Annotated in this window: 22 protein-coding genes; 11 read left to right on the forward strand and 11 right to left on the reverse strand. The window is 72.4% G+C overall.

Annotation, left to right across the window (positions count from 1 at the left end):
• Positions 1-1,365, reverse strand: coding sequence for an FAD-binding oxidoreductase (locus OG344_RS19420; RefSeq protein ID WP_405084287.1), 1,365 nt, complete (start codon positions 1,363-1,365; stop codon positions 1-3).
• Positions 1,366-1,583: 218 nt separating this feature from the next.
• Between OG344_RS19420 and OG344_RS19425 the strand changes: the two genes are divergently transcribed.
• The 6 genes from OG344_RS19425 to OG344_RS19450 all read left to right on the forward strand — a co-directional run bounded on the left by OG344_RS19425 (position 1,584) and on the right by OG344_RS19450 (position 12,895).
• Complete coding sequence (locus OG344_RS19425; protein ID WP_405084288.1) at positions 1,584-5,033, forward strand: BTAD domain-containing putative transcriptional regulator; 3,450 nt, start codon at positions 1,584-1,586, stop codon at positions 5,031-5,033.
• 102 nt (positions 5,034-5,135) lie between these two features.
• Entirely contained in the window at positions 5,136-6,539 is a 1,404-nt protein-coding gene (hflX, locus tag OG344_RS19430) for a GTPase HflX (RefSeq protein WP_405084289.1), read from the forward strand.
• A gap of 490 nt (positions 6,540-7,029) precedes the next feature.
• Entirely contained in the window at positions 7,030-8,238 is a 1,209-nt protein-coding gene (hutI, locus tag OG344_RS19435; protein WP_405084290.1) for an imidazolonepropionase, read from the forward strand.
• 91 nt (positions 8,239-8,329) lie between these two features.
• Positions 8,330-9,184, forward strand: coding sequence for a DegV family protein (locus OG344_RS19440; protein ID WP_405084291.1), 855 nt, complete (start codon positions 8,330-8,332; stop codon positions 9,182-9,184).
• A 103-nt stretch (positions 9,185-9,287) separates the two neighbouring features.
• Positions 9,288-10,385, forward strand: coding sequence for a ComEA family DNA-binding protein (locus tag OG344_RS19445; RefSeq protein WP_405084292.1), 1,098 nt, complete (start codon positions 9,288-9,290; stop codon positions 10,383-10,385).
• On the forward strand, positions 10,385-12,895 hold the full coding sequence (locus tag OG344_RS19450; RefSeq protein ID WP_405084293.1) for a ComEC/Rec2 family competence protein: 2,511 nt from the start codon (positions 10,385-10,387) through the stop codon (positions 12,893-12,895). The genes OG344_RS19445 and OG344_RS19450 overlap by 1 nt, the downstream gene beginning before the upstream one ends.
• Before the next feature lie 106 nt (positions 12,896-13,001).
• Here OG344_RS19450 and OG344_RS19455 read toward each other — a convergent pair whose 3' ends face one another.
• From OG344_RS19455 to OG344_RS19485, 7 genes are all read right to left on the reverse strand, one after another.
• On the reverse strand, positions 13,002-13,547 hold the full coding sequence (locus OG344_RS19455; RefSeq protein ID WP_405084294.1) for an NUDIX hydrolase: 546 nt from the start codon (positions 13,545-13,547) through the stop codon (positions 13,002-13,004).
• A complete protein-coding gene (locus OG344_RS19460) occupies positions 13,544-14,539 on the reverse strand; it encodes an adenosylhomocysteinase (protein WP_405084295.1) in 996 nt (331 codons plus the stop codon). The genes OG344_RS19455 and OG344_RS19460 overlap by 4 nt, the downstream gene beginning before the upstream one ends.
• A gap of 589 nt (positions 14,540-15,128) precedes the next feature.
• Complete coding sequence (locus OG344_RS19465) at positions 15,129-15,491, reverse strand: hypothetical protein (protein WP_405084296.1); 363 nt, start codon at positions 15,489-15,491, stop codon at positions 15,129-15,131.
• Positions 15,488-15,700, reverse strand: a complete 213-nt coding sequence (locus OG344_RS19470) for a hypothetical protein (protein ID WP_405084297.1) — start codon at positions 15,698-15,700, stop codon at positions 15,488-15,490. The genes OG344_RS19465 and OG344_RS19470 overlap by 4 nt, the downstream gene beginning before the upstream one ends.
• Positions 15,701-15,771: 71 nt before the next feature.
• On the reverse strand, positions 15,772-16,176 hold the full coding sequence (locus tag OG344_RS19475) for a hypothetical protein (protein WP_405084298.1): 405 nt from the start codon (positions 16,174-16,176) through the stop codon (positions 15,772-15,774).
• Between the two features lie 63 nt (positions 16,177-16,239).
• Complete coding sequence (locus tag OG344_RS19480) at positions 16,240-17,472, reverse strand: helix-turn-helix domain-containing protein (RefSeq protein ID WP_405084299.1); 1,233 nt, start codon at positions 17,470-17,472, stop codon at positions 16,240-16,242.
• A gap of 220 nt (positions 17,473-17,692) precedes the next feature.
• The gene (locus tag OG344_RS19485) at positions 17,693-17,857 is read right to left on the reverse strand and encodes a hypothetical protein (protein WP_405084300.1); all 165 of its coding nucleotides are present in this window, start codon (positions 17,855-17,857) and stop codon (positions 17,693-17,695) included.
• Positions 17,858-18,325: 468 nt separating this feature from the next.
• Here OG344_RS19485 and OG344_RS19490 point away from each other — a divergent pair, with 468 nt between their 5' ends.
• Both OG344_RS19490 and holA read left to right on the forward strand, forming a co-directional pair.
• On the forward strand, positions 18,326-18,637 hold the full coding sequence (locus OG344_RS19490; protein ID WP_405084301.1) for a hypothetical protein: 312 nt from the start codon (positions 18,326-18,328) through the stop codon (positions 18,635-18,637).
• Positions 18,638-18,719: 82 nt separating this feature from the next.
• The gene (holA, locus tag OG344_RS19495) at positions 18,720-19,682 is read left to right on the forward strand and encodes a DNA polymerase III subunit delta (protein WP_405084302.1); all 963 of its coding nucleotides are present in this window, start codon (positions 18,720-18,722) and stop codon (positions 19,680-19,682) included.
• A gap of 145 nt (positions 19,683-19,827) precedes the next feature.
• On the opposite strand, the gene rpsT is transcribed toward holA, so the two are convergent.
• On the reverse strand, positions 19,828-20,100 hold the full coding sequence (gene rpsT, locus OG344_RS19500) for a 30S ribosomal protein S20 (protein WP_327044728.1): 273 nt from the start codon (positions 20,098-20,100) through the stop codon (positions 19,828-19,830).
• A gap of 182 nt (positions 20,101-20,282) precedes the next feature.
• The gene (locus tag OG344_RS19505) at positions 20,283-21,317 is read right to left on the reverse strand and encodes a hypothetical protein (protein ID WP_405084303.1); all 1,035 of its coding nucleotides are present in this window, start codon (positions 21,315-21,317) and stop codon (positions 20,283-20,285) included.
• A 142-nt stretch (positions 21,318-21,459) separates the two neighbouring features.
• Here OG344_RS19505 and lepA point away from each other — a divergent pair, with 142 nt between their 5' ends.
• Both lepA and OG344_RS19515 read left to right on the forward strand, forming a co-directional pair.
• Positions 21,460-23,283, forward strand: coding sequence for a translation elongation factor 4 (gene lepA / locus OG344_RS19510; RefSeq protein WP_327044730.1), 1,824 nt, complete (start codon positions 21,460-21,462; stop codon positions 23,281-23,283).
• A 69-nt stretch (positions 23,284-23,352) separates the two neighbouring features.
• Positions 23,353-23,994: an MOSC domain-containing protein gene (locus tag OG344_RS19515; RefSeq protein ID WP_405084304.1), complete on the forward strand. Its 642-nt coding sequence runs from the start codon at positions 23,353-23,355 to the stop codon at positions 23,992-23,994.
• Here OG344_RS19515 and OG344_RS19520 read toward each other — a convergent pair.
• Positions 23,991-24,587, reverse strand: a complete 597-nt coding sequence (locus OG344_RS19520) for a TetR/AcrR family transcriptional regulator (RefSeq protein ID WP_405084305.1) — start codon at positions 24,585-24,587, stop codon at positions 23,991-23,993. The genes OG344_RS19515 and OG344_RS19520 overlap by 4 nt on opposite strands.
• A 444-nt stretch (positions 24,588-25,031) precedes the next feature.
• On the opposite strand from OG344_RS19520, the gene OG344_RS19525 reads away from it, so the two are divergent.
• A complete protein-coding gene (locus OG344_RS19525) occupies positions 25,032-26,693 on the forward strand; it encodes a cellulose binding domain-containing protein (protein WP_405084306.1) in 1,662 nt (553 codons plus the stop codon).
• Positions 26,694-26,796 lie beyond the last annotated feature (103 nt).

Genomic DNA, 26,796 nt, shown 5'->3' on the forward strand with positions numbered 1-26,796 from the left:
TCACCCGAGGACCGGGTGGTTGCCGGCGAGCACGCCGTCCGGGTCGCGGCGGCGCTTGACCTCGCGCAGCCGGGCCAGGATCTCGGCGGGGAACGCGGACGCGGCCGGCTCCCCGTGACCGAGGAAGGTGAAGGGCTTGCGGCCGCTCGCGACCCCCGCCACCGCCGCCGCGACGGCCGACTGCCGCTCCCGGATCCCCTCCTCCATGCCGGGCGCCGCCGGCACGCCGAGTGCGGTCAGCAGGTACGGCTCCGCGATGTGGCCGCAGGCCCCGCCCTTCTCGTCCACCCGGGCGAGCGCCCCGCCGAGGTGGCGGATCTGCACGTAGGCGAGCGGTGCGATCGTGCCCGGCCCGGCGGCGGCCAGCATCGCCGCCGCGACGGCGTCGTCGAGCCCGTGGAGCAGTTCGGAGCGCAGCAGGGCGGGCGTCGGATCGGTCGGTTCCGCGCAGATGTCCGCGAGGTTCGCCACCGGCATCCGGCCGCGCGTGTCGAAGATCGGGTCGGGAATCCGGTCGAAGCGGTGCAGCAGGGCCCGCGCCTCGTCCGGGTCGCCGAGGTAGGTGACGTCGACCGTCACCGCGGACAGGCCGCGCAGCGGCTCGGGCAGCTCGGGCAGCGGCGGGAACTGCAGCAGGTGGAACCAGACGGTCAGTTCCTCGGGCGCCTCCGCCGTGACGGCGCGGAAGGCGGCCAGCACCTCCGCGGCCCGCCTCGCCGGCCACAGGATCCGCCCGCCGTACAGCACGGGCGCCGGGTGCAGGTCGAGCTCCATCGCGGTCACCACGGCGAAGTCGCCGCCGCCGCCGCGCAGGGCCCAGAACAGCTCCGGGTCGCTGCCGGCCGTGACGGTCGCCTGCTCGCCGGAGGCGTCCACGACCTCGAACGCCCGCACGCTGTCGGCGGCGAAGCCGTACCTGCGCCCGAACCAGCTCAGGCCGCCGCCCAGGGTGAAGCCGGTGGCGCTGACGACCCCCGTGCTGCCCGCCAGCGGCGTCAGCCCGTGTGCTCCGGCCGCCGTCAGCACCTCGCCCCACGAGACACCGGCCTCCACCCGCGCCACCCGCTCCCCGGGCCGTACGGAAAGCCCCCGCAGGTTCCCCGTACGCAGCAGGATCGCGTCGTCGAAGGCGGCGGGGGCGTGCCCGTTCGGCTGGGTGGCGACGCGCAGCCCGGCGAGCCCCGCATAGCCGACCACCGCCGCGACGTCCTGGGCGTCCCGCGCCTCGACGACCGCCGCCACCCGCTGGTCGACGGCCAGGTCCCAGGGGCGGCGGGCGCTGTCGAAGCCCTCGTCGCCGCGCGTCAGCACCCGGCCGCGCACCACCCGGCGGAGATCGGCGCCGAGCGCCTCGATCTGGTTCATGTCTACCCCTCCACATCATGGGTCCCCGTGCGGAACCACCGTGCGGAACCACCGTCGAACACGGGGATTGGGGCGGGTATGAGCGCCGCTTGAAGACCGTCCAAGTCGCCCCCAAGCGCCGCGCCCGACGATGTCGCGGATGGACCGTTCCGGTGGGGCTCGTCCCGGCTCTACGCTTACCCGCAGCGATCACAGGAGAGCGATCGGAGCACGTTGTCATGAACTCGCTGTCCTTCCGGCTGCTGGGCCCCTTCGAGGTGATCGATGGTGACGGCCGGGTCCTCGACCTCGGCCCGCGCAAGCAGCGGGCGGTGCTCGCCGTCCTCGCCCTGGACCCCGGCAGGATCGTCTCCCTCGACCGGCTGATCGACGAGCTGTGGGCCGGTGAGCCGCCCTCCAGCGCCACCGCGACGCTCCAGTCGTACGTCTCGAACCTGCGCAAGGCGCTGGAGCCGGGACGCAGGCCGCGCACGCCCCCGGCCGTGCTGCTCACCCGCGAGCCCGGCTACCTGCTGTCGGTCGCGCCGATCCAGGTCGACCTGGCGCGCTTCGTCTCCTGGGTGGAGGACGGCCGCAGGGCGCTCGGCCGGCGCGAGCACGCCGCCGCGCTCGGGCTGCTCGACCGGGCGCTGGAGACCTGGCGGGGCGAGCCGCTCGCCGAGTTCGCGGCCTACGAGTTCGCCCAGCCCGTCATCGCGCGCCTGGGCGAACTGCGGGCGGCGGCGGTCGAGGACCGGTTCGACGCCAGGCTCGCCATGGGCGACGGCGCGTCCTGCGTGGCCGACCTGGAGCGGCTGGTCGAGGCGTACCCGTACCGCGAGCGGCTGTGGAGCCTGCTGGTCCTCGCCCTCTACCGGTCGGGCCGGCAGACCGACGCGCTCGGCGCGCTGCGCCGGGTGCGCGCGCTGCTCGACGAGGAGATGGGCCTCCAGCCCGGCCCGGAGCTGCGGCGGCTTGAGCAGGCCGTGCTGGAGCAGTCGGCGGCCCTGGACGCGCCCGCGCCCCCGGAGGCGCCCGCCGTGACACGGCCGGTCGCCGCCGGCCCGTCCCCGCAGGCGCCATTCCAGCAGGCGTCGTCCTCGCAGTCCTCCGCGCAGGGATCGTCCGCGCAGGGGTCTTTCCCGCAGGCGCCGCCGGGGCACGTGTCCTCCCAGCCGGAGCGGCCGCCCGCGGCGTCGCCGTACGGGGCGTTCATCGCCCGCGAGCAGGAGCTCGCCCGTCTCGGCGAGCGGCTCGGCGCCGTACGGCGGGGCCGCGGCGGCGTGCTGCTGGTGACCGGTGAGGCGGGGATCGGCAAGACCAGGCTCGCCCAGCTCGCCGCCGAGGAGGCCGAGGCGCGCGGCGTCGCGGTCGTCTGGGGCCGTTGCGTGGAGGCCGAGGCCGCCCCGCCGTTCTGGCCGTGGCTGCAGGCGCTGCGCGAGCTGGGGGAGCGGGGCCGGGCCGCGGCGCGGCTCCTCGCGGGCGAGAGCGCCGACGCCCCCGCCGACCCCGAGGCCGCGCTCTTCGAGCTGTACGAGGGCGTGCTGGCCGCACTCGCGCGGTCCGGCACGCCGACGCTGGTGGTGCTGGACGACCTCCACGCGGCCGACGCGGCGTCGCTTCGGCTGCTCGGCTTCCTCGCCGCCGAGCTGCACCGCAGGCCCGTGCTGGTGCTGGCCACCGTACGGCCCGAGCCGGGCAGGGAGCCCGAGCGGTTGCGTGACGCACTCGCCGCCCTCACCCGTGAGCCCGGCGCCGAACGCCTCACCCTCAGGCCGTTCACCCCGGAGGACGTCGTGACGTTCCTGCGGCGGCACGACGTGACCGACCCCGCGCTCGCCGGCCTGCTCTACCGGCGCACCGGCGGCAATCCCTTCTATCTCGGCGAGCTGCTGCGGCTGCTCGGCAGCGAGCACCGGCTCGACGCCGCCTCGCTTGGCGTGCCCGAAGGCGTCATGGAGGTCATCGGGCGGCGCGTCGCGCGGCTGCCCGGGCCCACCACGGAACTGCTGCGCCGCGCCGCCGTCCTGGGCCGCGACGTCAGCCTCGACGTGCTGGAGGCGCTCACGCGGACCCCCGCCGAGGAGGTGATGTCGCTGCTGGAGCCCGCCGTCGCCGTCGGCATCCTGGCCGAGGCGCCGGACGGCTTCGACTACCGCTTCTCGCACGCGCTGGTGCGCGACGCGCTCTACGCCGGGCTCGGCCGCCTCGACAAGGCCCGGCTCCACCTGCACGTGGCGGAGGCCCTGGAGTCCCTGCCGCCGACGCTGCCCGCGGGCGACGGGACGGCCCGCCTGCCCGTCCTCGCCCACCACTTCGCCATGGCCGCGCGGGTCGGCGGCGCGGACAAGGCCGTCGGCTACGCCGCCCGGGCGGCCAGGCAGGCCACCGCGCAGCGCGCGTACGACGAGGCGGTGGGGCTGTGGGAGAAGGCGCTGCTCGCCCTCGGCAGGCGCGACCCGGCCCGGCGGTGCCGCCTGCTGGTCGAGCTGGGCCGGTCGCTGCGCGTCGTCGGGGACGCCCTGCGGGCACAGGCGGCACTCGAGGAGGCCATCGCGCTGGCGGAGGACACCGGCGACCGGGAAGCTCTGGTGGAGGCCGTGGCGGTGTTCGGCACCCTCAGCGTCTGGAACTGGCGATCGTACGGCGTGGTCGACGACCACACGGTCGCCCTGCTCGAAAAACTGCTGGCGGGTCCGCTGGACGACGCCCACCGGGCGGCACTGCTCGGCACCCTCGGCATCGAGCTCAACTACGGGCCGCGCCGGGCGGAGGGCGAGGCGATGGTGGTGGAGGCCCTGGAGATCGCCCGGAGGATAGGCGACCCCGCCCTGCTCCTCCAGGTGCTCAACAACTACATGATCGCGTCCTGGGTGCCGGAGCGGGAGGACGAGCGCCGCCGCGCCGCCGAGGAGATGCTCGCGGTGCCCGGCCTGCCCGCCGCGGCCGAGGTCGTGGCCCGGGTACGCCGGATGTCGTGCCTGTTCAGAGCGGGGGAGCTGGCCGAGTGGGACCGGGATCTGGCCCGCGCCGGGCATCTGCTGCAGGAGGTCAGAAGCTCTGAGCTGACGGCCATGGTCCGCATCGCCGAGGCCGCGCGGCTGACCCTGGAGGGCCGCTGGGACGAGGTCGAAGACCTCGTCGGCGAGCTCGGCGAGGTCTTCGGCGACAGCAGCATGTGGGGCCTCGGCGTCGTGCGGCCGACCATGCTCTACACCTGCCGGCGGGGACAGGGCAGGGTCGCCGAAATCCTCGACGAGGTCATCACGGCGGCGTCGCAGCCGCAGAACGACCCGCTACGTCCCATAGCCGTGCTCGCGGCGCTCGACGTCGGCGATCGCGAGCTGGCCAGGAGCCTGATCGCCCGATGGGGCACGACGATCCCCGACGACTGGTCGGGGGAGTTCGCCGCCGTCATCTGGTCGTACGTGGCGGCTCAGCTCGGCGTTCCCGATCCCTCGGGCCTGTACGACAGGCTGGCGCCGTACGCGGACCGGCTGGCCATGCACGGACACGGCACGGCCGGCTGGGGCTCCATCCACCAGGCCCTGGCGATGCTGTCGGTGGCGACGGGCGACCGGGCACGGGCCCTGGACCACGCCCGCCGGGCCCACGAGACCCACCTCCGCCTGGGACTGGACTACTGGGCCGGGCAGAGCGCGCGACTCCTGGACCGGCTCCGGGCATAAGGGAGTGCGTCACTCCCCGGCCTCGTGTCACCATCGACATAAGACGCCCGTGCGGGAAGGCATCGGGGCGTCCGACTGTTCTGTCTAGTAGAGATGACATATATGCGATACGAGCCCGAAGACCTCGCCGTGGGCGACTACGACCTGGAAGAGCGCCAGGCACTCCGCCGCGTTGTGGGTCTGTCGACAGAGCTCGAAGACATCACCGAAGTCGAATACCGCCAGCTCCGTCTGGAGCGCGTCGTGCTGGTGGGCGTCTGGGCGGGCGGCACCGCCGCGGACGCGGAGAACTCGCTGCAGGAGCTGAAGCTTCTCGCCGAGACCGCCGGATCCCAGGTGCTGGAGGGTCTGATCCAGCGCCGCGACCGGCCCGACCCCGCCACTTACATCGGTTCCGGCAAGGCGATCGAGCTGCGTGACATCGTGGCCGCCAGCGGGGCCGACACCGTGATCTGCGACGGCGAGCTGACCCCCGGTCAGCTGCGCCAGCTCGAAGAGGTCGTCAAGGTCAAGGTCATCGACCGGACCGCGCTCATCCTCGACATCTTCGCGCAGCACGCCAAGAGCCGCGAGGGCAAGGCCCAGGTCGAGCTGGCGCAGCTGCAGTACCTGCTGCCGCGCCTGCGCGGCTGGGGCGGCAACCTGTCTCGTCAGGTCGGCGGCCGGGCCGCCGGCGGCGTCGGCATCGGCGGCCGCGGCCCCGGCGAGACCAAGATCGAGCTGGACCGGCGGCGCATCCGCGAGCGCACGGCCAAGCTGCGGCGGCAGATCAAGGAGATGTCCACCGCGCGGCAGACCATGCGGCACCGCAGGCAGGCCCGCGAGGTGCCCGGTGTGGCGATCGCCGGATACACCAACGCCGGCAAGTCGTCGCTGCTCAACCGGCTGACCGGCGCGGGCGTGCTGGTCGAGGACGCCCTGTTCGCGACCCTCGACCCCACCGTGCGGAAGGCGCACACGCCCGAGGGCCGGCTGTTCACGCTGGCCGACACCGTCGGGTTCGTGCGGCACCTGCCCCACCAGCTCGTCGAGGCGTTCCGCTCGACGCTGGAGGAGGTGGCCGACGCCGACCTGATCCTGCACGTGGTGGACGGATCGCATCCCGACCCCGAGTCGCAGATCGCGGCCGTCCGCGAGGTGCTGGCGGAGATCGAGGGCGCCCGGGACATCCCGGAGATCATCGTCGTCAACAAGGCCGACGCCGCCGACCCGGTCGTGCTGACCCGGCTGACCGTGAAGGAACGGCACAGCATCGTCGTCTCCGCCCGCACGGGGGCCGGGATCGGCGAGCTGATGGAGATGATCGAGCGCGAGCTTCCCCGCCTCGACCACGAGGTCAGGATGCTGGTTCCGTACGACAGGGGCGATCTCATCGCGCGGGCGCACAGCGAGGGCGAGGTGCTGTCGCTGGAGCACACCGGCGACGGCACGGTCCTGCACGCGCGGGTCCTCGCCGACCTGTACGCGGAGCTCGACAGAGCGGCGAAGCCCGTCGAAACCGTCTGATCCGGCCCGGATCGCCTAGATCCGGGCCGCCTGATCCGCGCCCCTTCCTGACGGGCCGCCTCCGGCGTGTCGGTGGCCCGTCAAGGCATCCCCTTGCTATGATAAGGAAAGCCCAATGGGACCTTATGGTGCGGGTGGAATATGTTTCCAGGCAGCGTGGTCACCCTTCCCCAGGCGCTCGTGGACAACAGGTCGGAGCCGGGCATCCGAACCTCACCGCGGCGCGTGAAACTTCTGCTATGTCGCGGTGCCCGCGAGGCTGACGTGGGTTCTTCTCGTTAACCCTGTACATCGAACCCACCTGTGAAATAACGTAACTGAACTGAATCGCCCTGGTTCGACACCCCGGCGGTAGTGTCATCGCACAACAACCCCGTGCGCGATGAGGCAGGAGACCCCCAATGACGTCCGAATACGAAGCGGACACGGCGGGCCCGGAGCCCACCGGCTGGGGCCGCTCGACGTCCAGGGGTGACCGGCGGGTGGTCGGATGACCGTTCGCCTTCTCACCAACATCGGCCGGCTGTGGACCGGGCACGATGTGTGCAGCAACGCCGCGATCCTGGTGCACAACGACCGCATCGCCTGGGTGGGCCGCGCCGCGGACCTCCCGCAGAGCGTCCCGGGGGTCGTCGACGACATCGTCGACGTCGACCACGTGGAGAACCTCGGCGGAGCGCTCGTCACGCCCGGCCTCATCGACGCGCACACCCACCCCGTGTACGCCGGCAACCGGTACGCCGAGATGGCGATGCGCTCCGGCGGCTCCAGCTCCTCGGCCATCGCGGCGGCGGGCGGCGGCATCGGCTCGACCGTCACCGTGACCCGCGGAACCGACCCCTGGACCCTGTGCAACGGCGTGCGGGAGCGGCTGCGCGAGTGGCTGCTCAGCGGCACCACGACCGTCGAGGCCAAGACCGGCTACCACCTGACCCGCGACGGCGAGCTCGCCGACGTACGGCTCCTGCGCGAGCTCGAGAAAGAGCCGATGATGCCGCGGGTCCACGTCACGTTCCTGGCCGCCCACGTGGTGCCGCCGGAATACTTCGGCCGCCAGCGCGACTACGTCGAGGCGGTCGCCTCCTGGTGCGCGGACGCCGCCGGAGCCGGGGCCGACAGCGTCGACGTCTACTGCGACGACGGCCACTTCACCGCCGAGGAGGCCCGCTGGGTGCTGGCCTCCGGCCGCAACGTCGGGCTCCTGCCGCGCGTCCACGCGGGCGCGTACAACCGCCGCGGCGCCGTCCAGCTCGCCGCCGAGATGGGCTGCGCCTCCGCCGACCTGCTCCACCATGCCTCCGACGAGGACATCGCCCTCATGGCGAGGTACGGCGTGCCCGCGGTCGTGTGCCCGGGCGCGGCGCTCCAGGTGGGGCATCTCCCGCCGGTGCGCCGGATGATGGCCCAGGGCGTGTCCGTGGCGCTCGGCAGTGACCACAACCCCGGCCACTGCGGCATCACCTCCATGTCCCTGGTGATCAGCCTGGCCGTGGCGGCGTTCGGGATGAGCGTCGGCGACGCCCTGCGGGCGGCCACACTGGGCGGCGCCCAGGTCCTCGGCGCACCGGACCGCGGCATCCTCGCCCCCGGCCGCCTCGCCGACATCGTGCAGTGGGACGCCGACCACGAGGGCGCCTTCGCCTGGTCGTTCGGCCTGAAGCCGCGGCGCGTCTGGCGGGGCGGCGTCCCCGTACAGTGAGGCCCGTACGGTGAGGCGCCGCGCAGTGAGGCCCGTGCCGCGTGGTTCACGCGGGGGTTCCCGGGCGATCACCGCCGGGTAATCTCGCGATATGTCACCATCCGTCGCGGTCGTCACCGACTCCACGGCGTATCTCGGCGCCGAGGCGACCGGCAGATGGAACGTGACCGTCGTACCGGTCAAGGTGATCCTCGCGGGTCACGAGATCGACGACGTGACCCCGTTCGACGCCGGGCTCCTCGCCCACGCCCTGGAGGGCCGCTCGCCGGTCGTCACCTCCCGCCCGTCTCCCGAGCGGTTCGCCGAGGCGTACGAACGGGCGGCCGCCGGCGGCGCCACCGAGATCGTCTCCGTCCACCTGTCCGGTGCGCTGTCCGGCACCGTCGACTCCGCCCGCCTCGCCGCCCGTGGGGCGCCCGTACCGGTCCAGGTGGTCGACAGCCGGTCGATCGCGATGGGACTGGGGTTCGCGGTTCTCGCCGCCGCGCGGGCGGCCGGAGCCGGAGCCCCGGCCGCCGAGGTGGCCGCGATGGCGAGCCGCACGGCCGCCGCCTCCGACACGGTCTTCTACGTCGACACGCTCGAATATCTCCGTCGCGGCGGGCGCATCGGCCGCGTGGCCAACCTCCTGGGCTCGGCGTTGTCGATCAAGCCGCTGCTGCGCCTGGCCGACGGTGAGATCACCGTGCTGGAGAAGGTCCGCACCGCGAGCCGCGCTCTCGCCCGCCTGGAGGATCTGGTGGTGGAGGAGGCCGGCGAACGGCCGGTCGACATCGCGGTGCAGCACCTGATGGCGCCCGAGCGGGCCGAGACGCTCATGAAGGGCCTCACGGCTCGGCTGCCCCGGCTCGTACGGATGTGGGTGCTCGAAATCGGCCCGGTCCTCGGCGCCCACACCGGGCCCGGAGTGCTCGGCGTCACCATCGCCCCCGGCGCCGCGGACTGATCCACGCCGTACGCGCGGGTGACCGATCGGCGGGTCCGATGGTTGTCCACAGAACCGCGTTCGGGAGCCGCCGGGCGTGCGCCGCGTGTCTACCGTCCATGGCGTGCTGAGCAAGGAGTCTCGCGGAACCGCACGCGACGTCGCCGTCGGTGAGTCCCGTCTGCGTGTGCTGCTGCGGCCGGCGGACCCGGTCCCGCCGTCCGCCCGCCTGCGATCGGTGCCGTCCCCTCCGTCCCCGCCCTCTCCGCCGGGCCCGCCGCCGTCGTTCGGCGCCCCTCATCGGACGGAGGAGGCCCGCGAGCGTGATGACCACGATCATCGGGGGACGGTCCTGCCGCCGGAAGAGGGGGACGGTGAGTCGTTCGCGCGATCCACGCCGTACGAGAACCCTCCACCACTGCCGGCGTCCGCTCCCGAAGCGTGGCCCCGCACGATGCCCGGCCGGGCTCTCGCGCGGATGGATCCGGGGGTGCCGGGCCTGCGGGTGCTGGTGGCCGTCGGTCTGCTCGCCGCCGTCGTCACCGGGGTGGTCGTGTGGCGGTCGCGGGCGGTGGCCGAACCCGTCGCCCCGCCGCTCCCGGCCGCCGCCGGCCTGGAACCCGTCCCGGGCGCGGGTCCCGCGGCGACTCCGAACCCGGGAACGGGCCCGGGCTCTGTCCCGGGTCCGGCTCGGGGTCCGGACGGGGAGAAGGCCGACGGGCAGGGCGCGACGGCCTACACGCCGGGGGCCGGTGAAACGGGCGGTCCGTCGTCCGGTCCGGCGGCCCGGCTCGTGGTCTACGTGACCGGCAAGGTCCGCAGGCCAGGGGTGTTCGTCCTTCCCACGGGCGCGCGGGCGGCGGACGCGATCCAGGCGGCGGGGGGCGTCCGCAGGGGAGCGAGCCCGGGCGGCGTCAACCTCGCCCGGCATGTGGTGGACGGCGAGCAGATCACCGTGGGGAGCCCCGCCCAGTCTGGCGAGGCGGCCGGTCCGGACGCGCCGCCGGGAGGGATGGGGACGCCGGGAGGCGCGGTCGTCAACCTCAACACCGCCACCGCCGCGCAACTCGACGCGCTGCCCGGCGTCGGGGGTGTGATCGCGCAACGCATCGTCGACTACCGCGACGCTCGCGGCGGCTTCCAGAGCGTCGAGCAGTTGAAGGACGTCCCCGGCATCGGGGAGAGGAAGTTCGCCGAACTGCGCGACAAGGTCACGGTCTGATGCCGGCCCAGCCTTTCCGCCGTCCCGGCGCGGGTCCGGCGGCTCTGGTGGGTCCGGCGGCTCTGGTGGCTCCGGCGCTGGCCTCCTGGCTCGCGGCGCTCGTGCTGCTGACCTGCCCCGTCGTCGCCGGAGTGGCCGTGGCGCTGACCTCCGCAGTCGCGGCCGCCGCCCTCCGGACGGCGGCGTCCCGGCGACGGCGGCGAGGGGGAGGGCCGGGCACCGCCGCGCGGGCCGGTCTCGCCGTGCTCGCGTCCGTGGCGGTGACCGCGACCGTGGTGGCGTTGAGGGTGCACGAGGTGAAGGCAGGGCCGGTGCCGGACCTGGCCCGGCGTGAGGCGGCGGTCTCCGTGGAGGCGGAGATCACCGACGACCCGCGCATCCGGCCGCACCCGGGTGGCGTGACCCGCCGCGACACGGCCGTGGTGCGGGCGAGGATCCTGCTCGTGTCGGCCCCTCGGGAGCGGTACGTCGTGGACGTCCCCGTCGTGCTGCTCGGCCCCGCCGCCGGGTGGCGCTCACTGCTGCCGAGTCAGCGGGTCCGGGTACGCGGGAGGCTGACTCCGGCGCGGCCAGGCGAGCCGGTCGCGGCCGTGCTGCTCGTCCGCGGGCCGCCCGAGCCGATCGGCGTCCCGTCCATCGTGCAGCGTGCGGCCGAGGTGCTGCGCGCGGGCCTGCGCGAGGCGAGCGAGGTGCTGCCGGACGATCAGCGCGGGCTGCTGCCGGGCCTGGTCGTCGGCGACGTCTCCCGCATGAACGAGGAGGTGCGCCTCGACATGACGACCGCGGGCCTCAGCCACCTCACGGCCGTATCCGGGACCAATCTGGCGATCGTCGCGGGCGCGGTGCTCACGCTGAGCCGCTTCGCCGGGCTGCCTCTCGCCGTCCGGGCGGTCGTCGCGGTCATCGCGATGATCGCCTTCTCGGTCGTGGCCAGGCCGTCGCCCAGCGTGCTGCGAGCCCTCGTCATGGGGACGGTCGCCGCCGTCGCCCTCGGCACGGGCCGTACGAGGGACGGCGTGGCCGCCCTCTCCGCCACCGTGCTCGGGCTCCTGGTGTTCGACCCAGGTCTGGCCCGTGAGTGGGGGTTCGCGCTGTCGGTCTTCGCCACGGGCGGCATTCTCGTCCTCGCGCCGCGCTGGCGTGACCGTCTGGAGCGCCGCATGCCTCGGCTGCTCGCCGAGGCGCTGGCCGTGACGGTCGCGGCGCAGGCGGCGGTCACACCGCTGCTGGTGCTGATGTCCGGGCGGCTCGACCTGGCCGCGATCCCGGCGAACCTGCTCGCCGAGCCCGCCGTCGCTCCGGCGACCGTGCTGGGGTTCGCCGCCGCGGTGACGGCGCCGATCAGCATGGACGTGGCCCGGTTGCTGGTGCTTCCGGCGGGATGGGCCGTCGGCTGGATCATCGCGGTGGCGGAGCGGGCCGCCGACCTTCCCTTCGCCGCCGCCGAGTGGCCGGGAGGAGCCCTGGGCCTGGCCGCGCTCGCGGCCATGGCTCTGGTGGGCTGGGTCGTGCTGCGGGGCCGTGCGCGCAGGCGCTTCGCGGCCGCGCTCGCGGCGGGGGCGCTGCTCACCGCTCTCGTGGCCGTGCCGGTGGTCTCGCCGTGGCCTCCGCCCGGATGGTTGCTCGTCGCCTGCGACGTGGGCCAGGGCGACGGTCTGGTGCTGGCAGCCGGTCCGGGCCGGGCGGTGGTGGTGGACGCGGGACCGGCGCCCGGTCCTGCCAACCGCTGCCTGCGTGCCCTCGGCGTACGGCAGGTGCCGCTGGTCGTCCTCACGCATCCGCACCTCGATCACGTCGGCGGGCTCCCGGGGGTGCTGCGTGGCCGGTCGGTCGGCGCGGTGGTGGTCAGCCCCGGCCGGGTGCCGGAAGGAGAGGCGGGCCGGGTCTCCCGGCAGCTCCAAGCCGCTCACATTCCGGAGTGGCGGGCCGTGCGCGGCATGCGGTGGCGGTTCGGGCCCACCGAGATCACCGTTCTGGCGCCGGACCCCGGCGCCGCGCCCCAGGGCACCGGAGAGGGAACGATCGCCAACAACGCCAGCGTCGTGCTGCTCGTCCGCTGGTCCGGCCCGCCCGGAACGGCCACGGCCCACGCGGCCAAGCAGACCGAGAGCCCACCGGAGGCCAGTCCAGCGGCGGGCGGGGCACGGGAGGCGGAGGGCGCGCCGGGCGCCCGAGAGGATCGGGGAGCGCCCCTGGGCGCGGCCCTGCTCGCCGGGGATCTGGAGACGGAGGCGCAGGAGGCCCTGCTGCGCGACGGCGTCCCCCGGGTGGACCTGTTGAAGGTGCCTCATCATGGATCGTCCAGACAGGCGCCGGCGTTCCTCGCCGCCACGGGAGCCCGGGCGGCCCTCATCAGTGTCGGCGCGGTCAACGACTACGGGCATCCCGCCCAGGTGACGCTCCGCCGCCTGCGCGGGCTCGGCATGCGGCCCTACCGCACGGACCTGTCCGGAGACATCGCCGTCGTCGCCGCCCACGGCCATCTCGCCGTGGTCGTCCGCGGCAGGTGACCCCAGCTGCTGGCTGGACATCGGCCGCACTGCGGCGGCGCGCCGGCAACGGCGGCTGTTCGTCGGCCACAGTCCGGGCACCCGCTGGGTCGGGCCATGGTCCGGTTCAGAGCGCTGCGATGCTGGCGGCGAGGCGTGCGGTGGGTAGCTCGGAGGCGGGCTGCCAGGCACACGCGGTGACTTCCTCCAGCTGCGGGACGAGGTCGGTGTCCTTGAGCCAGAACGCGAAGCGGAAGTCGGCGTGCCAGTGGCGGGGCTCGCCCTTGGCCGGGTTGGCGGGGATTTCGTGGATGTCTATGTCCAGCGGTGTCACGTCGTGCGTGGGCGGGGAGACGGCGTGCTGCCAGGGGATGCCGGTCTCCTCCTCCAGCTCCCGCAGGGCCGCGCCGTACAGGGTGCGGTCGGTTGGCTCGACATGCCCGCCGGGCAGCAGCCAGCGGTCGAGCGCCCGGTGGTGGATCATCAGGACGCGTCCCGTGGCGTCGATCCCGGCGGCGCTCGCGGTGACGTGCAGGGGGAAGGTCGCGCGAGAAGCAAGATCGCGCGGCATGGCCAGGGCGTCGGCGAGGGGTGCGACGTCGATAGCCCGGTCGGGATGGGTGGACAGATAGCGCGTCAGTACGGCGCTGATCTCCTGCTGGGTGACGGTCATGACGCTCCATCGAAGTAGTCGAGCCAGTGCGCGGCAATCGACTGCCGTATATCGGCCGAAACCTCCTGCATGCCCGTGTCGTGCTGGCCGGTGGCCAACAGCGAGAGCGCGGCGATGATCTCGGCCTGGGCCAGGAAGATGAACGCCCCCACGCTCGCGCCGTGCAGGAAGTTCACCGCGTTGCCGTCCGCGAGGACGTAGAAGTAGTGGCCGGTGCGGCTGTAGTGGGTGACATGGTCCTCGACCCGGGTCCGCTCATACAGCCCGGCGAGGGCGGACAGCTCCAACTCGTCGTCAGAGGAGGTGACCGACGCGATGTGCGCGCCGTTGACGACCTTCCCGAAGTCCTCCTCCCGCAGCGCCATGTTGCCGGTCGCGCAGACCACGAGACCCGCACCGGCCAACGCGTCGGCCAGGGTGTGCGTGCTTCGGTAGCCCTGGGACAGGGCCTGCGCGCGCTGCACCGGGTTGAGGTCGAACACGCGGACGGGGATGTGCTTGGCATGCAGCATCGCCGCGATGGAGCGGCCGAGCTTGCCGTAGCCGATGACGGCGGCCGGGCGTCCGTGCAGGATGTCTCCGCGCGACCTCACCAGGGCCTCGGTGGAAAACACCACCGACTGGCCAACCAGGTAGTCCTCGGGGTCCTTCAGCGGGGAGCGGGCGACGGAGAACACCGGGCAGGGAACCTTGCCGAGGTCGGCGTACCGCTGGTGACCGTTCTCGGTGTCCTCGACAACGCCGACGAGCTCACCGGAGAACTGCGAGCACACATGGTCGAGCGCGGGGGCAAAGTAACCGCCAACGTCCAGCAGGACCAGGCGCTGCCCGGCCGCCCGCGACTCCAGGTAGGTCAGGACGCGGGCGGGGTCGGCGAAGCGGGCCCGGTCGAGCTGATCGACGGGCATGACGCCGTTGATCTCCCGGAGTGCCGACAGGGAGATCGACTTCGGCTTGGGCAGGACGGCCGCGACATGTGCGACGCGCGTCACCGCCCGTAAGAACGCCGGCCGTTCGGGGAGCAGATGGGTGATGGCGATGGCCTTGGTCGCACAGCCGTCGGCCAGAGCGACGCGACCCTGCGGAAGAACGCGTCAGTGCGAGTTCTCTCGAAATCCTCTTGCACGGTCCAACCTCCGAGAGGAGTGGGCCCGAGGCGCGCCTTCAACCTCGGGGCCGGTTCAGGTGGGCGGTCCCTTCTCGCGGGGGACGAGCAGGAACCGCCCGGGCCCGCCCACGCGCACGGGGGCAGCGCGAAAGGCGGGCCGATCAAGGGGCGGCCTCCCCTCGAAGCCCCCTCAGGCTGGGGAGGCCGCCCAGCCCCGCCGGCGATGGGGCGGCGGGGCAGCTCAGTGGATGCGGTGTGCGATGTCGTCTTGCACGGCCAGGGCTTGGGCGAGCCCTTCGGGGGTTTCCCGGCCCACGGTGGTCACCATCCCGGCAGCCAGCTGCGCCAGGGTCGGCGACCGGCGCCGGGTGGCCCACCACCGCACCGCGCCGCCGGTCACCCGGATGCGCCACGCGGGTGGGTCTGCTCCAGCGCGCCGAGCTTTCGCTGCTCACGGGTGATGGAGGTTCCGATCAGCTCCTCGGGCATGCCGCTTTCCCTGTGGGTGAGGGTGGCGTGGCGGCCAGCGCGTGGGAAGTTGTGGCCACCGCGCGGGCTTGGGGGTGCCAGGCGGCCAGAGTGGGTGTCTCCTGCCGCAGCTGGATCTCCAGTTCGGCCGCCGTGCTCGCCTCGAGGATGAGCGGTGTGGGGACCGGCCCGGTCGCCAGCGCGTAGAACCGGCGCGAGCCCGCGCCGTACAGCACCGTCCAGCCCGGCCAGCTTCCGGCCAGGCGGCGCGCGGTGACGCGCTGACCGAGGTCCCAGGCGCGGGGCCGCCATCCTCCGGGTACGGCGCCTTCGCGGTGTCGGCCATGCGACCGTTCTCCGCGGATCACTGGGCCGCCTCGGCGCGGGCTTCCTGCGCGGCGACCACCTCGGCGAGCTCGCCCGGGGTGTCGGCGTCGACCGTACGCTCGGCCCCGGCCTGCATCTCCGGGCCGGTGAACGGCTGCTCGCGAGTCGCCCAGAACCGGCCGGCGTCGGAACGCCAGAACCGCCATCCGGGCGCCCTCTGCTGAGGCACATCGGCCGTATTGTTGCCCATGGGTCGCACCTCCGAGTGCGATCAAGGGCCTGTCCGGTCGTCGTGAGCGCCGGGCGGGCCCGTTTTGTTGGTCAGGACAGGGTCCGGGCGAGCTCTTCTTGCTGCCGCAGGCGGGTGAGGAACTGGTCGAGGGTGTCGGCGTCGATGATGTGGGAGAACCCACCGTCGATGTGGGCCCGCCAGAACCGCCATACGGGGAGCCGGGCGGCCAGCGCGGTGGGGCTCGCGGCAAGGGCGTCGGCGAGTTGCCTGGCTGCGGTTTCGGGGTCGTCGATGCCCGCGAAGTGCCAGGCGCGTCCCCTGGTGATCCACGGGTACCACTCGGGGCCGCACCAAACCTCCAGCCGGTCGCTCAGACGCAGCCAGCGGTAGTCCCCGGTCACCGTGACGGCATCGTCGTTGACGGTGATGCCGTGCTGGGCGAGGTGTTCACGTAGCCGGGTCAGAGCCATGGCAGGTATGACGACAGCGGTCATGACCCCTGACCGTAGATAACGGGGCGTGTACGAGGGGACACACTTTATGCCCCCTCGTTTCGGTCAGGTCAGCAGCCCGATTTTGTCCGCGAGCTCATTGGCCTGGCGTCGCATAGCGGGAAGCTCGGTCAGCTCCAGCGCCATACGCTTCGCGTACCCGTTGTACTTGATCGTTTCAGGGGCGGTGTGCTGGGCGAGCTCCAAGGTCCCGAGCACGGCCGCCCAGTCACGCTGGAGCTGGTAGGCGCGGGCCACCTCGATGAGGTGCCGGCCGCGGCGCGGGCGGGAGGGGATCGGTGCGCTGGCGGCGTGCTCTGCCTGCCGTGCCGACTCGCCGCCCTGGTGCAGTTCAACGGCGACGGTCACCGCGTGCGCGTCCATCACGACCCGGGAGAAGCTGGTCCACGGCTGGTAGTAGTCAACGGGGAGCCGTTCGGCGACCCGGGCGGCCTCTTCCCAGTGCATCCACGCGTCGCCCGCCTCGCCGAGCCGGGCGGCGGTGAAGGCGAGTTCGAACGACAGGGCGCCCCACATCGCCTGCAGGTCGACCCCAGCGTCGTCCATGTGGGGTGCGATCGCGGCCATGCCCTGGGTGTTGATGTCGGTGGCGGCGTCGAAGTCCCCGGCGTCGCGGTGGGCTTGGGCGAGGAACCACACGGCGCACGTGAGCGCGAGCGGGTCTTCCGATTCCTGGGCGGCCAGCAGCGCCCGGTCGGCCACCCGCCACAGCAGGTCCTGCGCGGGCTGGTAGGCGAGGAACATCTGCGCCAGGCCGTACACCTCCGCGAGCAGCGCCTGGGCGCGGCGCCGCTCCTCGTCGTGGTGCGCGGCGGCGGCGAGCTGGGTGTCGCGGATGAGGTCGGGGAGGAGCTGCCCGAGCGTGGTGCGGTGGTCGGGGGAGGCGTGCCGGGCCCGCCATGCGGCATCCAGCCGGGCTCGCAGTGTGGTGAGCGGCTGCACGGTCCCGGCCGGCTGGAGGGGGAGGGCGTTGACGGCCTGCCGTACGGCGTCGAGGGCGGGGTGGCCGGGGCCGGTGAACATCCGCACCGGCATGGACTGGTCGCCGGTCAGCTCCGACAGGTCGCGTACGCGGAGCGCTTCGGCGAGCTGCAGGAGGATCGGCAGCCGAGGGTTCTGCTGGAGGCGGCCGGACTCGACGGCTTTCAGCCAGGAGGTGGATTTCCCGATGAGGCCGGCGAGGACCTCGCGGGTCATGCCTCGGCGCTCGCGGAGGTATTTGATTCGCTGCCCGAGGGTGAGTACCGGCCCGGTGAAATCGTTGGTAGCGTCGTTCAAGGCCCTGCACCTTCCTGACGATCTCGACAATCTCAGGCTAGGGTGCCGGGCCTCACTCATGCGAGGGGCTGTGACGGCTTTGTGGCCGTGGGTGAGCGGGGCTCGCGGGGCCGCACGATCAGGCGATGCGCCTGGGAGCGGAGGCCTGACCGTGCGGCAGCACATGCCCTCGCCGTACGGGCTGCCGGGCGGCCCTCGTCAGTGTCGGCGCGGCCAACGACTACGGGCACCCCGCCCAGGTGACGCTCCACCGCCTGCGCGCGCTCGGCACGCGGCCCTTCCTCTGGAGGAGTAACCCAGACCGTCGAGCAAGCTGCGGGATCCCGAGGAAGCGGGCGGCGTCGCTCTGGTTGAGCAGACCGGTGCTGGTTCTGAGGTCGTCCACGTCGCACACCTCCTCTCGTCGCCAGTGGCATTCTTGCTCACCGCCTGGTGGGCTCATCAGTCGCCCCACGGTGACAGCCATCACCGATGGGACTGCTCTACCTGTCGTTTGCACCAATATCACCGGGCCAACGCTCCCGCTCTTCAAACGGGAGAACTGAACCGCCCCGGCTGAGGTGGAGGCGCTGATTCGTCCCGGGTTCGTGGGGTGAGCGCGGAGAGACCCGCGGAGCTGCTCTTTGATCCGCGCTTGCTTTCCTGCCCGGTGTCCTTGGGGCGAGTGCGGGGATGGTGCCGGTGTGCGCTCGCCTGTCGGGGAGCGGGCGCGCACTCCAGGCACGACCCCGGCGGCGAACCCGGAGAGCGCCGGCCCGTCCCGCCCGCCGACGCGGACGTGCCGTTCCTCCCCTGACCAAGACAGACGGAACCGAGCAGCCTCGCCAGAGCGACCTTAACGGAGAGTGACCAAGTGACGACACCGGTCAAGAGGATCACGATGTCCAAGCCCTTCTGCGCCCTCGCCGGCGTGGGCCCCTACGCCATCGCCAAAGCCAACGAGGTCTACGAGGACATGGCTCTTCGCGGCCGCAGGCTCGTCAGCAAGATGACCAGGGAGGCCGCGCAGGAGTTCCAGGAGACGGCGCACGAGCTGGAGGACCTCTCCAGGACCGCTCGCCGGACTCAGGAGATGGAGGAGCAGGAGAAGGCGAGGGAGACCGCCGCCCAGACGCCGGCCACCCAGACGCCGGCGCGGAGCCGCGCAGCGGCCACCCGGGCCTGAGCCGCGCCGACGGCGGATGCCGCCGCGCACGCACCGGGCGCCGGGTGTGCCGCCGCCCGGCCGGCGTGGCATGCTGCGTGCCATGGCGAACGCAGCACCCGTGACCCTGATCGTCGGCGACGAGGAGTTCCTGGCCGACCGGGCGGTCCGGGCCGTCGTGGCGGCGGTCCGCGCCGAGGACCCGGGGGCGGAGGTGCACGACCTCCAGGGGGGCAAGGTGGAGCCCGGGGAGTTGACCGGGCTCACCTCGCCCTCGCTGTTCGGCGACAGGTCGATCATCGTGATCCGCGCCGCGCAGGACCTGCCCAAGGACGTCGTCGCCGAGGTGGTGAAATACACCGCGCGCCCGGCGGACGAGGCGGTGCTGGTGCTGGCTCATCCCGGCGGGGTCAAGGGAAAGGCGCTGGTCGACGGGGTGAAGAAGGCGGGCGCCGACGTCGTCACCGTGGCCAAGCCGGCTAAGGGGGAGCGGCTCGACTTCATCAAGGCCGAGGTCCGCGGGGAGGGCCGGACGATCTCGCCCGCCGCCGCTCAGGCGCTGCTCGAGGCGGTGGGCAGCGACCTGCGGGAGCTCTCGGCGGCCTGCGGCCAGCTCGCGTTCGACACGCAGGGCAAGAACATCGACGAGGCGGCGGTCGCGAGGTACTACCGGGGGCGGGCGGAGGTCAGCGGCTTCACGATCGCGGACCTGGCCGTGGAAGGCCGGTTGGGCGAGGCGCTGGAGCAGGTCCGCTGGGCACTGGCGACGGGCGTGGCGCCGGTGCTGATCGTCAGCGCCCTGGCGGGGGGCCTGCGCTCGCTCGCCAAGGTGGGCGGCGCGCCCCGCAACCTCAGGGGCGGCCAGCTCGCGAGTCACGTGGGCATGCCGCCGTGGAAGATCGACCGGGTCAGGCGCCAGCTCGGCGGCTGGGGCCCGGAGGGCATCTCGGCCGCCCTTCAGGCGGTCGCCGTCGCGGACGAACAGGTCAAGGGAGGCGGCGCCGACCCAGGGTACGCGCTGGAGAAGGCCGTCCACACGATCGTCGCCAGCCGTACCGCCCGCTGACGCCCTCGCGGGCGGGCCCGGTCAACAGAGCCTCTCCGGGACGGAATACCGACCTGACCGCGGGGAAAGGCCGGGGGCGGGAGCCGGAACGAGAAAACGCCGCATCTCCCGGCGAGGGAAGATGCGGCGTGCGCTCGGTGCGGAACTACTTGGCGCCCTGCAGGGCCGCGGCGCGCTTGGCGATCGCGGACTTGCGGTTGGCGGCCTGGTTCCTGTGGATCACGCCCTTGCTGACGGCCTTGTCGAGCTGCCGGGACGCGGCCTGGAGCGCGACGAGGGCGTCGTCCACGTTGCCCTGGTCGGCGGCCTCGCGGAACTTGCGGACCGCGGTCTTCAGGGACGACTTGACGGCCTTGTTGCGCAGCCGGTGCTTCTCGTTCTGCCGGTTCCGCTTGATCTGGGACTTGATGTTCGCCACGAAGAGAGCCTCAGTGTAAGTCTCGGTCGGATGGGGCGCGCGGGCTCGTGAGAGGGCGCGCCACACGCAGTTGGACAGGATACCAACAGCCCGGGCCATCGCTCAAATCCACGACGGCGGGCAGCCCTGCGTCCATGTTATCGCGGCACGACCGCCGCGGGCCGCACATCGGCGCGCCCGAGTTATTCGGCGGACCCTCCGCCGGGTCCTCCGCGCACCCAGGCGGTCTCGTATTCCTTCCAGTCCTCCTCCGTCGCCGCGAAGTCGACGTACAGGGCCAGGCCGAACTCGGTGCGCGGCCCGTGCGCGCCGAGCGCGAGCCGGGCGCCCTCGGCCGCGGCCTCGACGCTCTCGGCCCGGTCGGCGTACGGGACGCCGTGGTCGTGGTAGGCGGGCGCGCCGATGAGGAGCGTCCTGTCCTCGGGCACCAGGCCGAGCGCGAGCGAGGCCTGCCGCGCGACGTAGCCGCCGTAGAGGGAGCGCAGTGGCGTCCACGAGTCGTACGTCATGATCGCCACCTGGTCGGTGAGGCCGACGACCTGCCGGAAGTAGTCCGGCGTCCAGTATTTGTCGTGGCCGATCGCGAGGCCGGTGGGGGCGCGCAGGCCGGGCAGCGGCTCGATCTGCTGGGTGGCGACCGACAGGAGCCGGGCGCCGATCGCCGCCCGCGTCTCCCGCAGCACGCCGAGGAACGGCCCGTCCCCGTCGGGCACCGGCTCGAAGTCGTAGTGGATCCCGTCGAACCCGATGGCGACGAGGTCCCGGGCGCCCGCCACGATCCGGGCCCGCGCCGCCGGATCGGCCAGGCTCAGGTGGAGTCTGCCGTTGTCGTTGAGGGTCTGGCCGAGCCAGGCCGACACCCGGACGCCGGGCACATTTTTACGCCACCATTTCAAGAAATTTCCGGCGTTGGCGTACCGATCCGAGGGCAGGGTCCCGTCGTACTTGAACGGCCCGCTGTGGACGTACACGTCCCTGATCCCGCTCGCGCGCAGCCGTACGGCGAGGGCCCGCACGTCGGCCTCGGTGCGGCGGCCGTCCACCCAGGCGTGGCCCATCCACAGGGCGTCGTGCCCGGTGGTCCGCGTCCATGCGGCGGGTGTCCCGGCGAACTGGACGCGCAGCGCGGCCGCCGCCGCGAGGCCGAGCGCGAGCGGAACGGCCGCGACGAGGGCGGTCCAGCGGAGAACGCGTCTGGTGGTCCGTCTGGTGGTCAAGGCAAGCACCCGGACATGCCACCATGGAGGGTGGCTGGTCCGCCAGCCGCGAGAGGGCCCGCCGAGCGCGAGGCGAGGGCGGCCCGATCGACCAGCAGTCACTCGAAACCTGTATGACCACACCCTGTTGAAACGGACTCCGGTGCGCATCCAGCCTGGCCAGACCGACCCCGCGTTGATCCGCAACTTCTGCATCATCGCGCACATCGACCATGGCAAGTCGACACTCGCCGACCGCATGCTGCAGCTCACCGGCGTGGTGGACGACAGGTCGATGCGTGCGCAGTACCTCGACCGCATGGACATCGAGCGGGAGCGGGGCATCACGATCAAGTCGCAGGCCGTGCGGCTGCCCTGGGACGGCCACGTCCTCAACATGATCGACACGCCCGGCCACGTCGACTTCACCTACGAGGTGTCGCGCTCGCTGGAGGCGTGCGAGGGCGCGATCCTGCTGGTCGACGCGGCGCAGGGCATCGAGGCCCAGACGCTGGCCAACCTCTACCTGGCCATGAACGCCGACCTGCACATCATCCCGGTGCTCAACAAGATCGACCTGCCCGCCGCGCAGCCCGACAAGTTCGCCGAGGAGATCGCGGGCCTCATCGGCTGCGATCCCGGCGACGTGATGCGCGTGTCCGGCAAGACCGGTGTGGGTGTCAAGGAACTGCTCGACCACGTCGTGGAGCACGTCCCGGCACCCGTCGGCAACCCCGACGTCCCCGCCCGCGCGCTGATCTTCGACTCCGTGTACGACACCTACCGGGGCGTGGTGACGTACGTCAGGGTGGTGGACGGGCACCTGTCCAAGCGCGAGCGCGTGCTCATGATGTCGACGCTCGCCCAGCACGAGCTGCTGGAGATCGGCGTCATCTCGCCGGAGCCCACGCCGTCCAACCGGGGCCTCGGCGTCGGCGAGGTGGGCTACCTGATCACCGGCGTGAAGGACGTGCGCCAGTCGCGGGTCGGCGACACGGTCACCAACGCGGTCAAGCCGGCCGCCGAGGCGCTGGGCGGCTACGACCATCCGAAGCCGATGGTCTACTCGGGGCTCTATCCGATCGACGCCGACGACTATCCCGAGCTGCGCGAGGCCCTCGACAAGCTGCGGCTGAACGACGCCGCGCTCGTGTACGAGCCGGAGACGTCGGCGGCGCTCGGCTTCGGCTTCCGCTGCGGCTTCCTCGGCCTGCTGCACATGGAGATCGTGCGGGAGCGGCTGGAGCGCGAGTTCAACCTGTCGCTGATCTCGACGTCTCCCAACGTCATCTACCGGGTGAACATGGAGGACGGCGCCGAGCACGTCGTCACCAACCCCTCGGAGTTCCCGGTCGGCAAGATCGGCGAGATCTACGAGCCGATGGTGAAGGCCACGGTGCTCGCGCCGGCCGAGTTCATCGGGGCGATCATGGAGCTGTGCCAGGGACGCCGCGGGCAACTCCAGGGCATGGACTACCTCTCGGAGGACCGGGTCGAGATCCGCTACACGCTGCCGCTCGGCGAGATCATTTTCGACTTCTTCGACCAGCTCAAGTCGAAGACCCGGGGGTACGCCTCGCTCGACTACGAGCCGTCGGGCGAGCAGGCGGCCGACCTGGTCAAGGTGGACATCCTCCTGCAGGGCGAGACCGTCGACGCGTTCAGCGCCATCGTCCACCGCGACAAGGCGTACGCCTACGGCGTGGAGATGGCCAAGAAGCTCAAGGAGCTGATCCCGAGGCAGCAGTTCGAGGTCCCGATCCAGGCCGCGATCGGCGCCCGCGTCATCGCCCGTGAGAACATCCGCGCGATCCGCAAGGACGTCCTCGCCAAGTGTTACGGCGGTGACATCAGCCGGAAGCGCAAGCTGCTGGAGAAGCAGAAGGAAGGCAAGAAGCGGATGAAGATGGTCGGCCGCGTGGAGGTCCCGCAGGAGGCCTTCGTCGCCGCTCTCTCGTCCGAGGCGCCGGACAAGACCAAGAAGTAACTCTCCGCCTGGTTTCATGACAACTTAATGGGATCGCGCGAAAACATGACCATCCGTTAACGTTTGGCCATGCGCATCCTCTCTGTGAACGTGGGCCGGGCCGTCGACGCCGAGTGGGCCGGCGACCTCCGGCGTACCGCCATCGACAAGCGCCGCGCCGAGGGGCGGGTCGCCGTACGCGAGAACGGCCTGGCGGGAGACGAGCGCGCCGACACCGCCAACCACGGGCACCGGGACCAGGCGGTGTACGCGTACGCCCGGGAGGACTACGACTGGTGGGAGTCCCGGATGGGCCGCGACCTGCGCGACGGCCGGTTCGGGGAGAACCTCACGACATCGGGGGCCGACCTGACCGGGGCGCTCCTCGGCGAGCGGTGGCGGGTCGGCACCGCCGTCCTGGAGGTCACCTATCCCCGCGTCCCGTGCGTCGTGTTCCGCAACTGGCTCGAGGACCGCGGCTGGGTCAGGCGTTTCACCGAGGCGGGCCGCACGGGAGCGTACTTCCGGGTGATCCAGGAGGGTGAGCTCGGCGCCGGCGACGAGATCGAGGTGCTGGACCGGCCCGCGGACGGCGTCACCATCGGCGAGTCGTTCCGGGCCTACCACGGCGACGCGGACCTGCTGCGGCGGATCCTCGGCCGGCCCGGCCGCAGCGACAAGTGGGACAAGGTCGCCCGGCGCGTGCTCGGAAGCCGCACCGAGGCCTCCTAACGCGCGGAGAACCGGGCGAGGATCCGGTCGATCATGCGCCCCCGGTCCGGCCAGGGGAACGCCGGGAGGCCCGCGCTGAGCACGGCGTACCCGTGCAGGGCCACCCACAACGCGGTGGCGTCGAGTTCGGGGGAGCCGCTCCCGCTCCCGCCGTCGTCGCTGCCGTTGCGGCCGCTCCCGGCGTCACTGTTCCCGGCCCCGGCGACCACGGCCACGAGCCGTCCGAACGCCTGCCCGCCCGACAGATCCGCCAGCGCCCTCGCCTCGCCGCGGGGGCCGCGCCGGTGCCGCTCGAAGGCCACCCGGTAACGCTGGGGCCGCTCGTCGGCGAAGGCGACGTACGCCTCGCACAGGGCGCGCGGCCGGGCCGCCGGGTCGTCCACGCCCTCGACGGCGGCGGCGAGCGCCGCGTCCAGTTCCGCGAACGCCCGCTCGACGACGGCGTCCACGATCGCGTCCCGGTCCGGGAAGTGCGCATAGATCGACGGCGCGGCTATCCCGGCCCGCCGCGCGACCCGCGCAGGGTGATCGCGTCCTCGCTGCCGGGTGGACGAGCCGCTCTGCGAGGAGTTGCTGGCGACGATGCGCGGCATGGGCGGCATCGACGCCTACCGGCTGCCCGGCGTCTTCGGGCCGGAGGCCGAGGCGCCCGCCGGGGCGCCCGCGCATCGGCGCCTGCTCGCCTACCTCGGCCGTACGGTGTGACGGACGGCGGGTGCGTGAGAACGGGACGCGGTCACCTCTCGCCCGGGTGGGCGGGAGGTGAAAGTTACAGCCGGTGCTCTGCGGCGGCGTGACCCGTCGCGGCTTCCCGCGCCCAGATCAGGCCGGTGCGCGCCGGATCGCACGTCGGCGTCGCTCATCCGGGTGTCTTGACCGCTCCCCGCCGCATGGGATTGGCTCCGCGCCGTGGCGCCGTCCGTGGCCGCCACCGGACCTTCGCCAAGGGGATATGTCTGCGACCGGCAACGATCACTGGTGTTGTTAACGCTAACATCCCCCGTCAGTTGAAGCGCACCCGCTGAGGAGCGATGCCGATGGACAGGAAACGCATCCGCACGACGCTGGTCCCCGCCGTCACGGCGGCGCTGGCCCTCGCGTCGGGCGCCGTGGCGCTTACCACCGTGAGCCCGGCGCAGGCACTGGAGAACGGGGTGGCCAGGACCCCGCCGATGGGCTGGAACAGCTGGAACACCTTCGGTTGCAACATCAACGAGTCGCTGATCAGGGGGATGGCCGACGCCATCGTCAACAGCGGACTGCGTGACCTCGGCTACCAGTACGTGGTGGTCGACGACTGCTGGTTCAACCCCAACCGCGACTCGTCGGGCAACATCCAGGGCGACCCCTCCCGCTTCCCCAGCGGGATGAAGGCGCTCGGCGACTATCTGCACAACAAGGGCCTGAAGTTCGGCATCTACCAGGTGCCCGTGGACAAGACCTGCGCGCAGTACTTCAACAGCTACCCTGGCGCGACCGGCAGCCAGGGTCACGAGGCGCAGGACGCCCGGCAGTTCGCCGCGTGGGGCGTCGACTACCTCAAGTACGACTGGTGCTCCCCGAACGGCACGATCAACGACCAGGTCACGACGTTCGCGAAGATGCGCGACGCGCTCAAGGCGACCGGGCGGCCGATCGTCTACAGCATCAACTCCAACAGCATCCACGCGAAGACCGGCCCGCAGCGCAACTGGGGCGACATCGCGAACATGTGGCGCACCACCGAGGACATCACGAACAAGTGGGACACCGGACAGACCAACGGCTATCCCATGGGCATCCAGAACATCGTGAACGTCACCGTCCCGCTCGCCTCGTACGCCGGCCCCGGGCAGTTCAACGACCCGGACATGATGGAGATCGGCCGGGGCGGCATGAACGACACCGAGATGCGCAGCCACTTCGCGCTCTGGGCGATGATGGCCTCTCCGCTGATCGCGGGCAACGACATCCGCTCCATGGACTCGGCGACGCAGACGATCCTCAAGAACAAGAACCTCATCGCCATCAACCAGGACTCGCTGGGTCTGCAGGCCACCCAGGTCTCCAACGACGGCACCCGGCGCGTGCTCGCCAAGAAGCTCGCCAACGGCGACGTCGCGGTGGCCCTCTTCAACCAGGGCGGCTCGACCACCACGGTCTCGACGACCACCTCCGCCATCGGCAAGCCCGGCGGCACGGTGACGCTGACGGACGCGTGGACCAACGCGACCAGCACCACGAGCGGCACGATCTCCGCCAGCGTTCCGGCGCACGGCACCGTGGTCTACCGGGTCAGCGGCCCGGGGAGCAGCCCGAGCCCCAGTGCGAGTCCCAGTGCGAGCCCGAGCGCCAGCCCCAGCGTGAGCCCGAGCGCGAGTCCCAGTGCGAGTCCGTCGGCTTCGCCGACGAGGTCCCCGGTTCCCGGCGGATGCTCGGCGACGATCAATACGATCAACAGCTGGGGCGGCGGGTTCCAGTCCGAGGTGACGGTGCAGGCGGGCAGCTCGGCGGTCAACGGCTGGACCGTGAAGTGGACCTGGCCGGGCGGCCAGACCATCAGCAGCCTGTGGAACGGCCGGCAGAGCGTGTCCGGTTCCTCGGTGACGGTCACCAACGAGTCCTACAACGGCTCGATCGCGGCGGGAGGCTCCACGACGTTCGGTTTCACCGCCAACGGCAACGCGGCGACCCCCACCGCGACCTGCACCAGCCCCTGACCTTCTGACGGTACGGATGGGGGACCGGGGCGGGGGCAGTGCCCCGGTCCCCCATCCGCTCACCTGAGGACGCCAAATCAGCCCTGTCCGTACGCGGCGGGAC

This window comes from Microbispora sp. NBC_01389, assembly GCF_045040095.1.
In the GTDB taxonomy this organism is placed as follows: domain Bacteria; phylum Actinomycetota; class Actinomycetes; order Streptosporangiales; family Streptosporangiaceae; genus Microbispora.

Coding starts and splice junctions, on each gene's coding strand:
- OG344_RS19420 (WP_405084287.1), bottom strand. CDS start 1,365: ATGAACCAGATCGAGGCGCTCGGCGCCGATCTCCGCCGGGTGGTGCGC.
- OG344_RS19425 (WP_405084288.1), top strand. CDS start 1,584: ATGAACTCGCTGTCCTTCCGGCTGCTGGGCCCCTTCGAGGTGATCGAT.
- hflX (WP_405084289.1), top strand. CDS start 5,136: ATGCGATACGAGCCCGAAGACCTCGCCGTGGGCGACTACGACCTGGAA.
- hutI (WP_405084290.1), top strand. CDS start 7,030: ATGACCGTTCGCCTTCTCACCAACATCGGCCGGCTGTGGACCGGGCAC.
- OG344_RS19440 (WP_405084291.1), top strand. CDS start 8,330: ATGTCACCATCCGTCGCGGTCGTCACCGACTCCACGGCGTATCTCGGC.
- OG344_RS19450 (WP_405084293.1), top strand. CDS start 10,385: ATGCCGGCCCAGCCTTTCCGCCGTCCCGGCGCGGGTCCGGCGGCTCTG.
- OG344_RS19455 (WP_405084294.1), bottom strand. CDS start 13,547: ATGACCGTCACCCAGCAGGAGATCAGCGCCGTACTGACGCGCTATCTG.
- OG344_RS19470 (WP_405084297.1), bottom strand. CDS start 15,700: ATGGGCAACAATACGGCCGATGTGCCTCAGCAGAGGGCGCCCGGATGG.
- OG344_RS19475 (WP_405084298.1), bottom strand. CDS start 16,176: ATGACCGCTGTCGTCATACCTGCCATGGCTCTGACCCGGCTACGTGAA.
- holA (WP_405084302.1), top strand. CDS start 18,720: ATGGCGAACGCAGCACCCGTGACCCTGATCGTCGGCGACGAGGAGTTC.
- OG344_RS19515 (WP_405084304.1), top strand. CDS start 23,353: ATGCGCATCCTCTCTGTGAACGTGGGCCGGGCCGTCGACGCCGAGTGG.
- OG344_RS19520 (WP_405084305.1), bottom strand. CDS start 24,587: ATGCCGCGCATCGTCGCCAGCAACTCCTCGCAGAGCGGCTCGTCCACC.
- OG344_RS19525 (WP_405084306.1), top strand. CDS start 25,032: ATGGACAGGAAACGCATCCGCACGACGCTGGTCCCCGCCGTCACGGCG.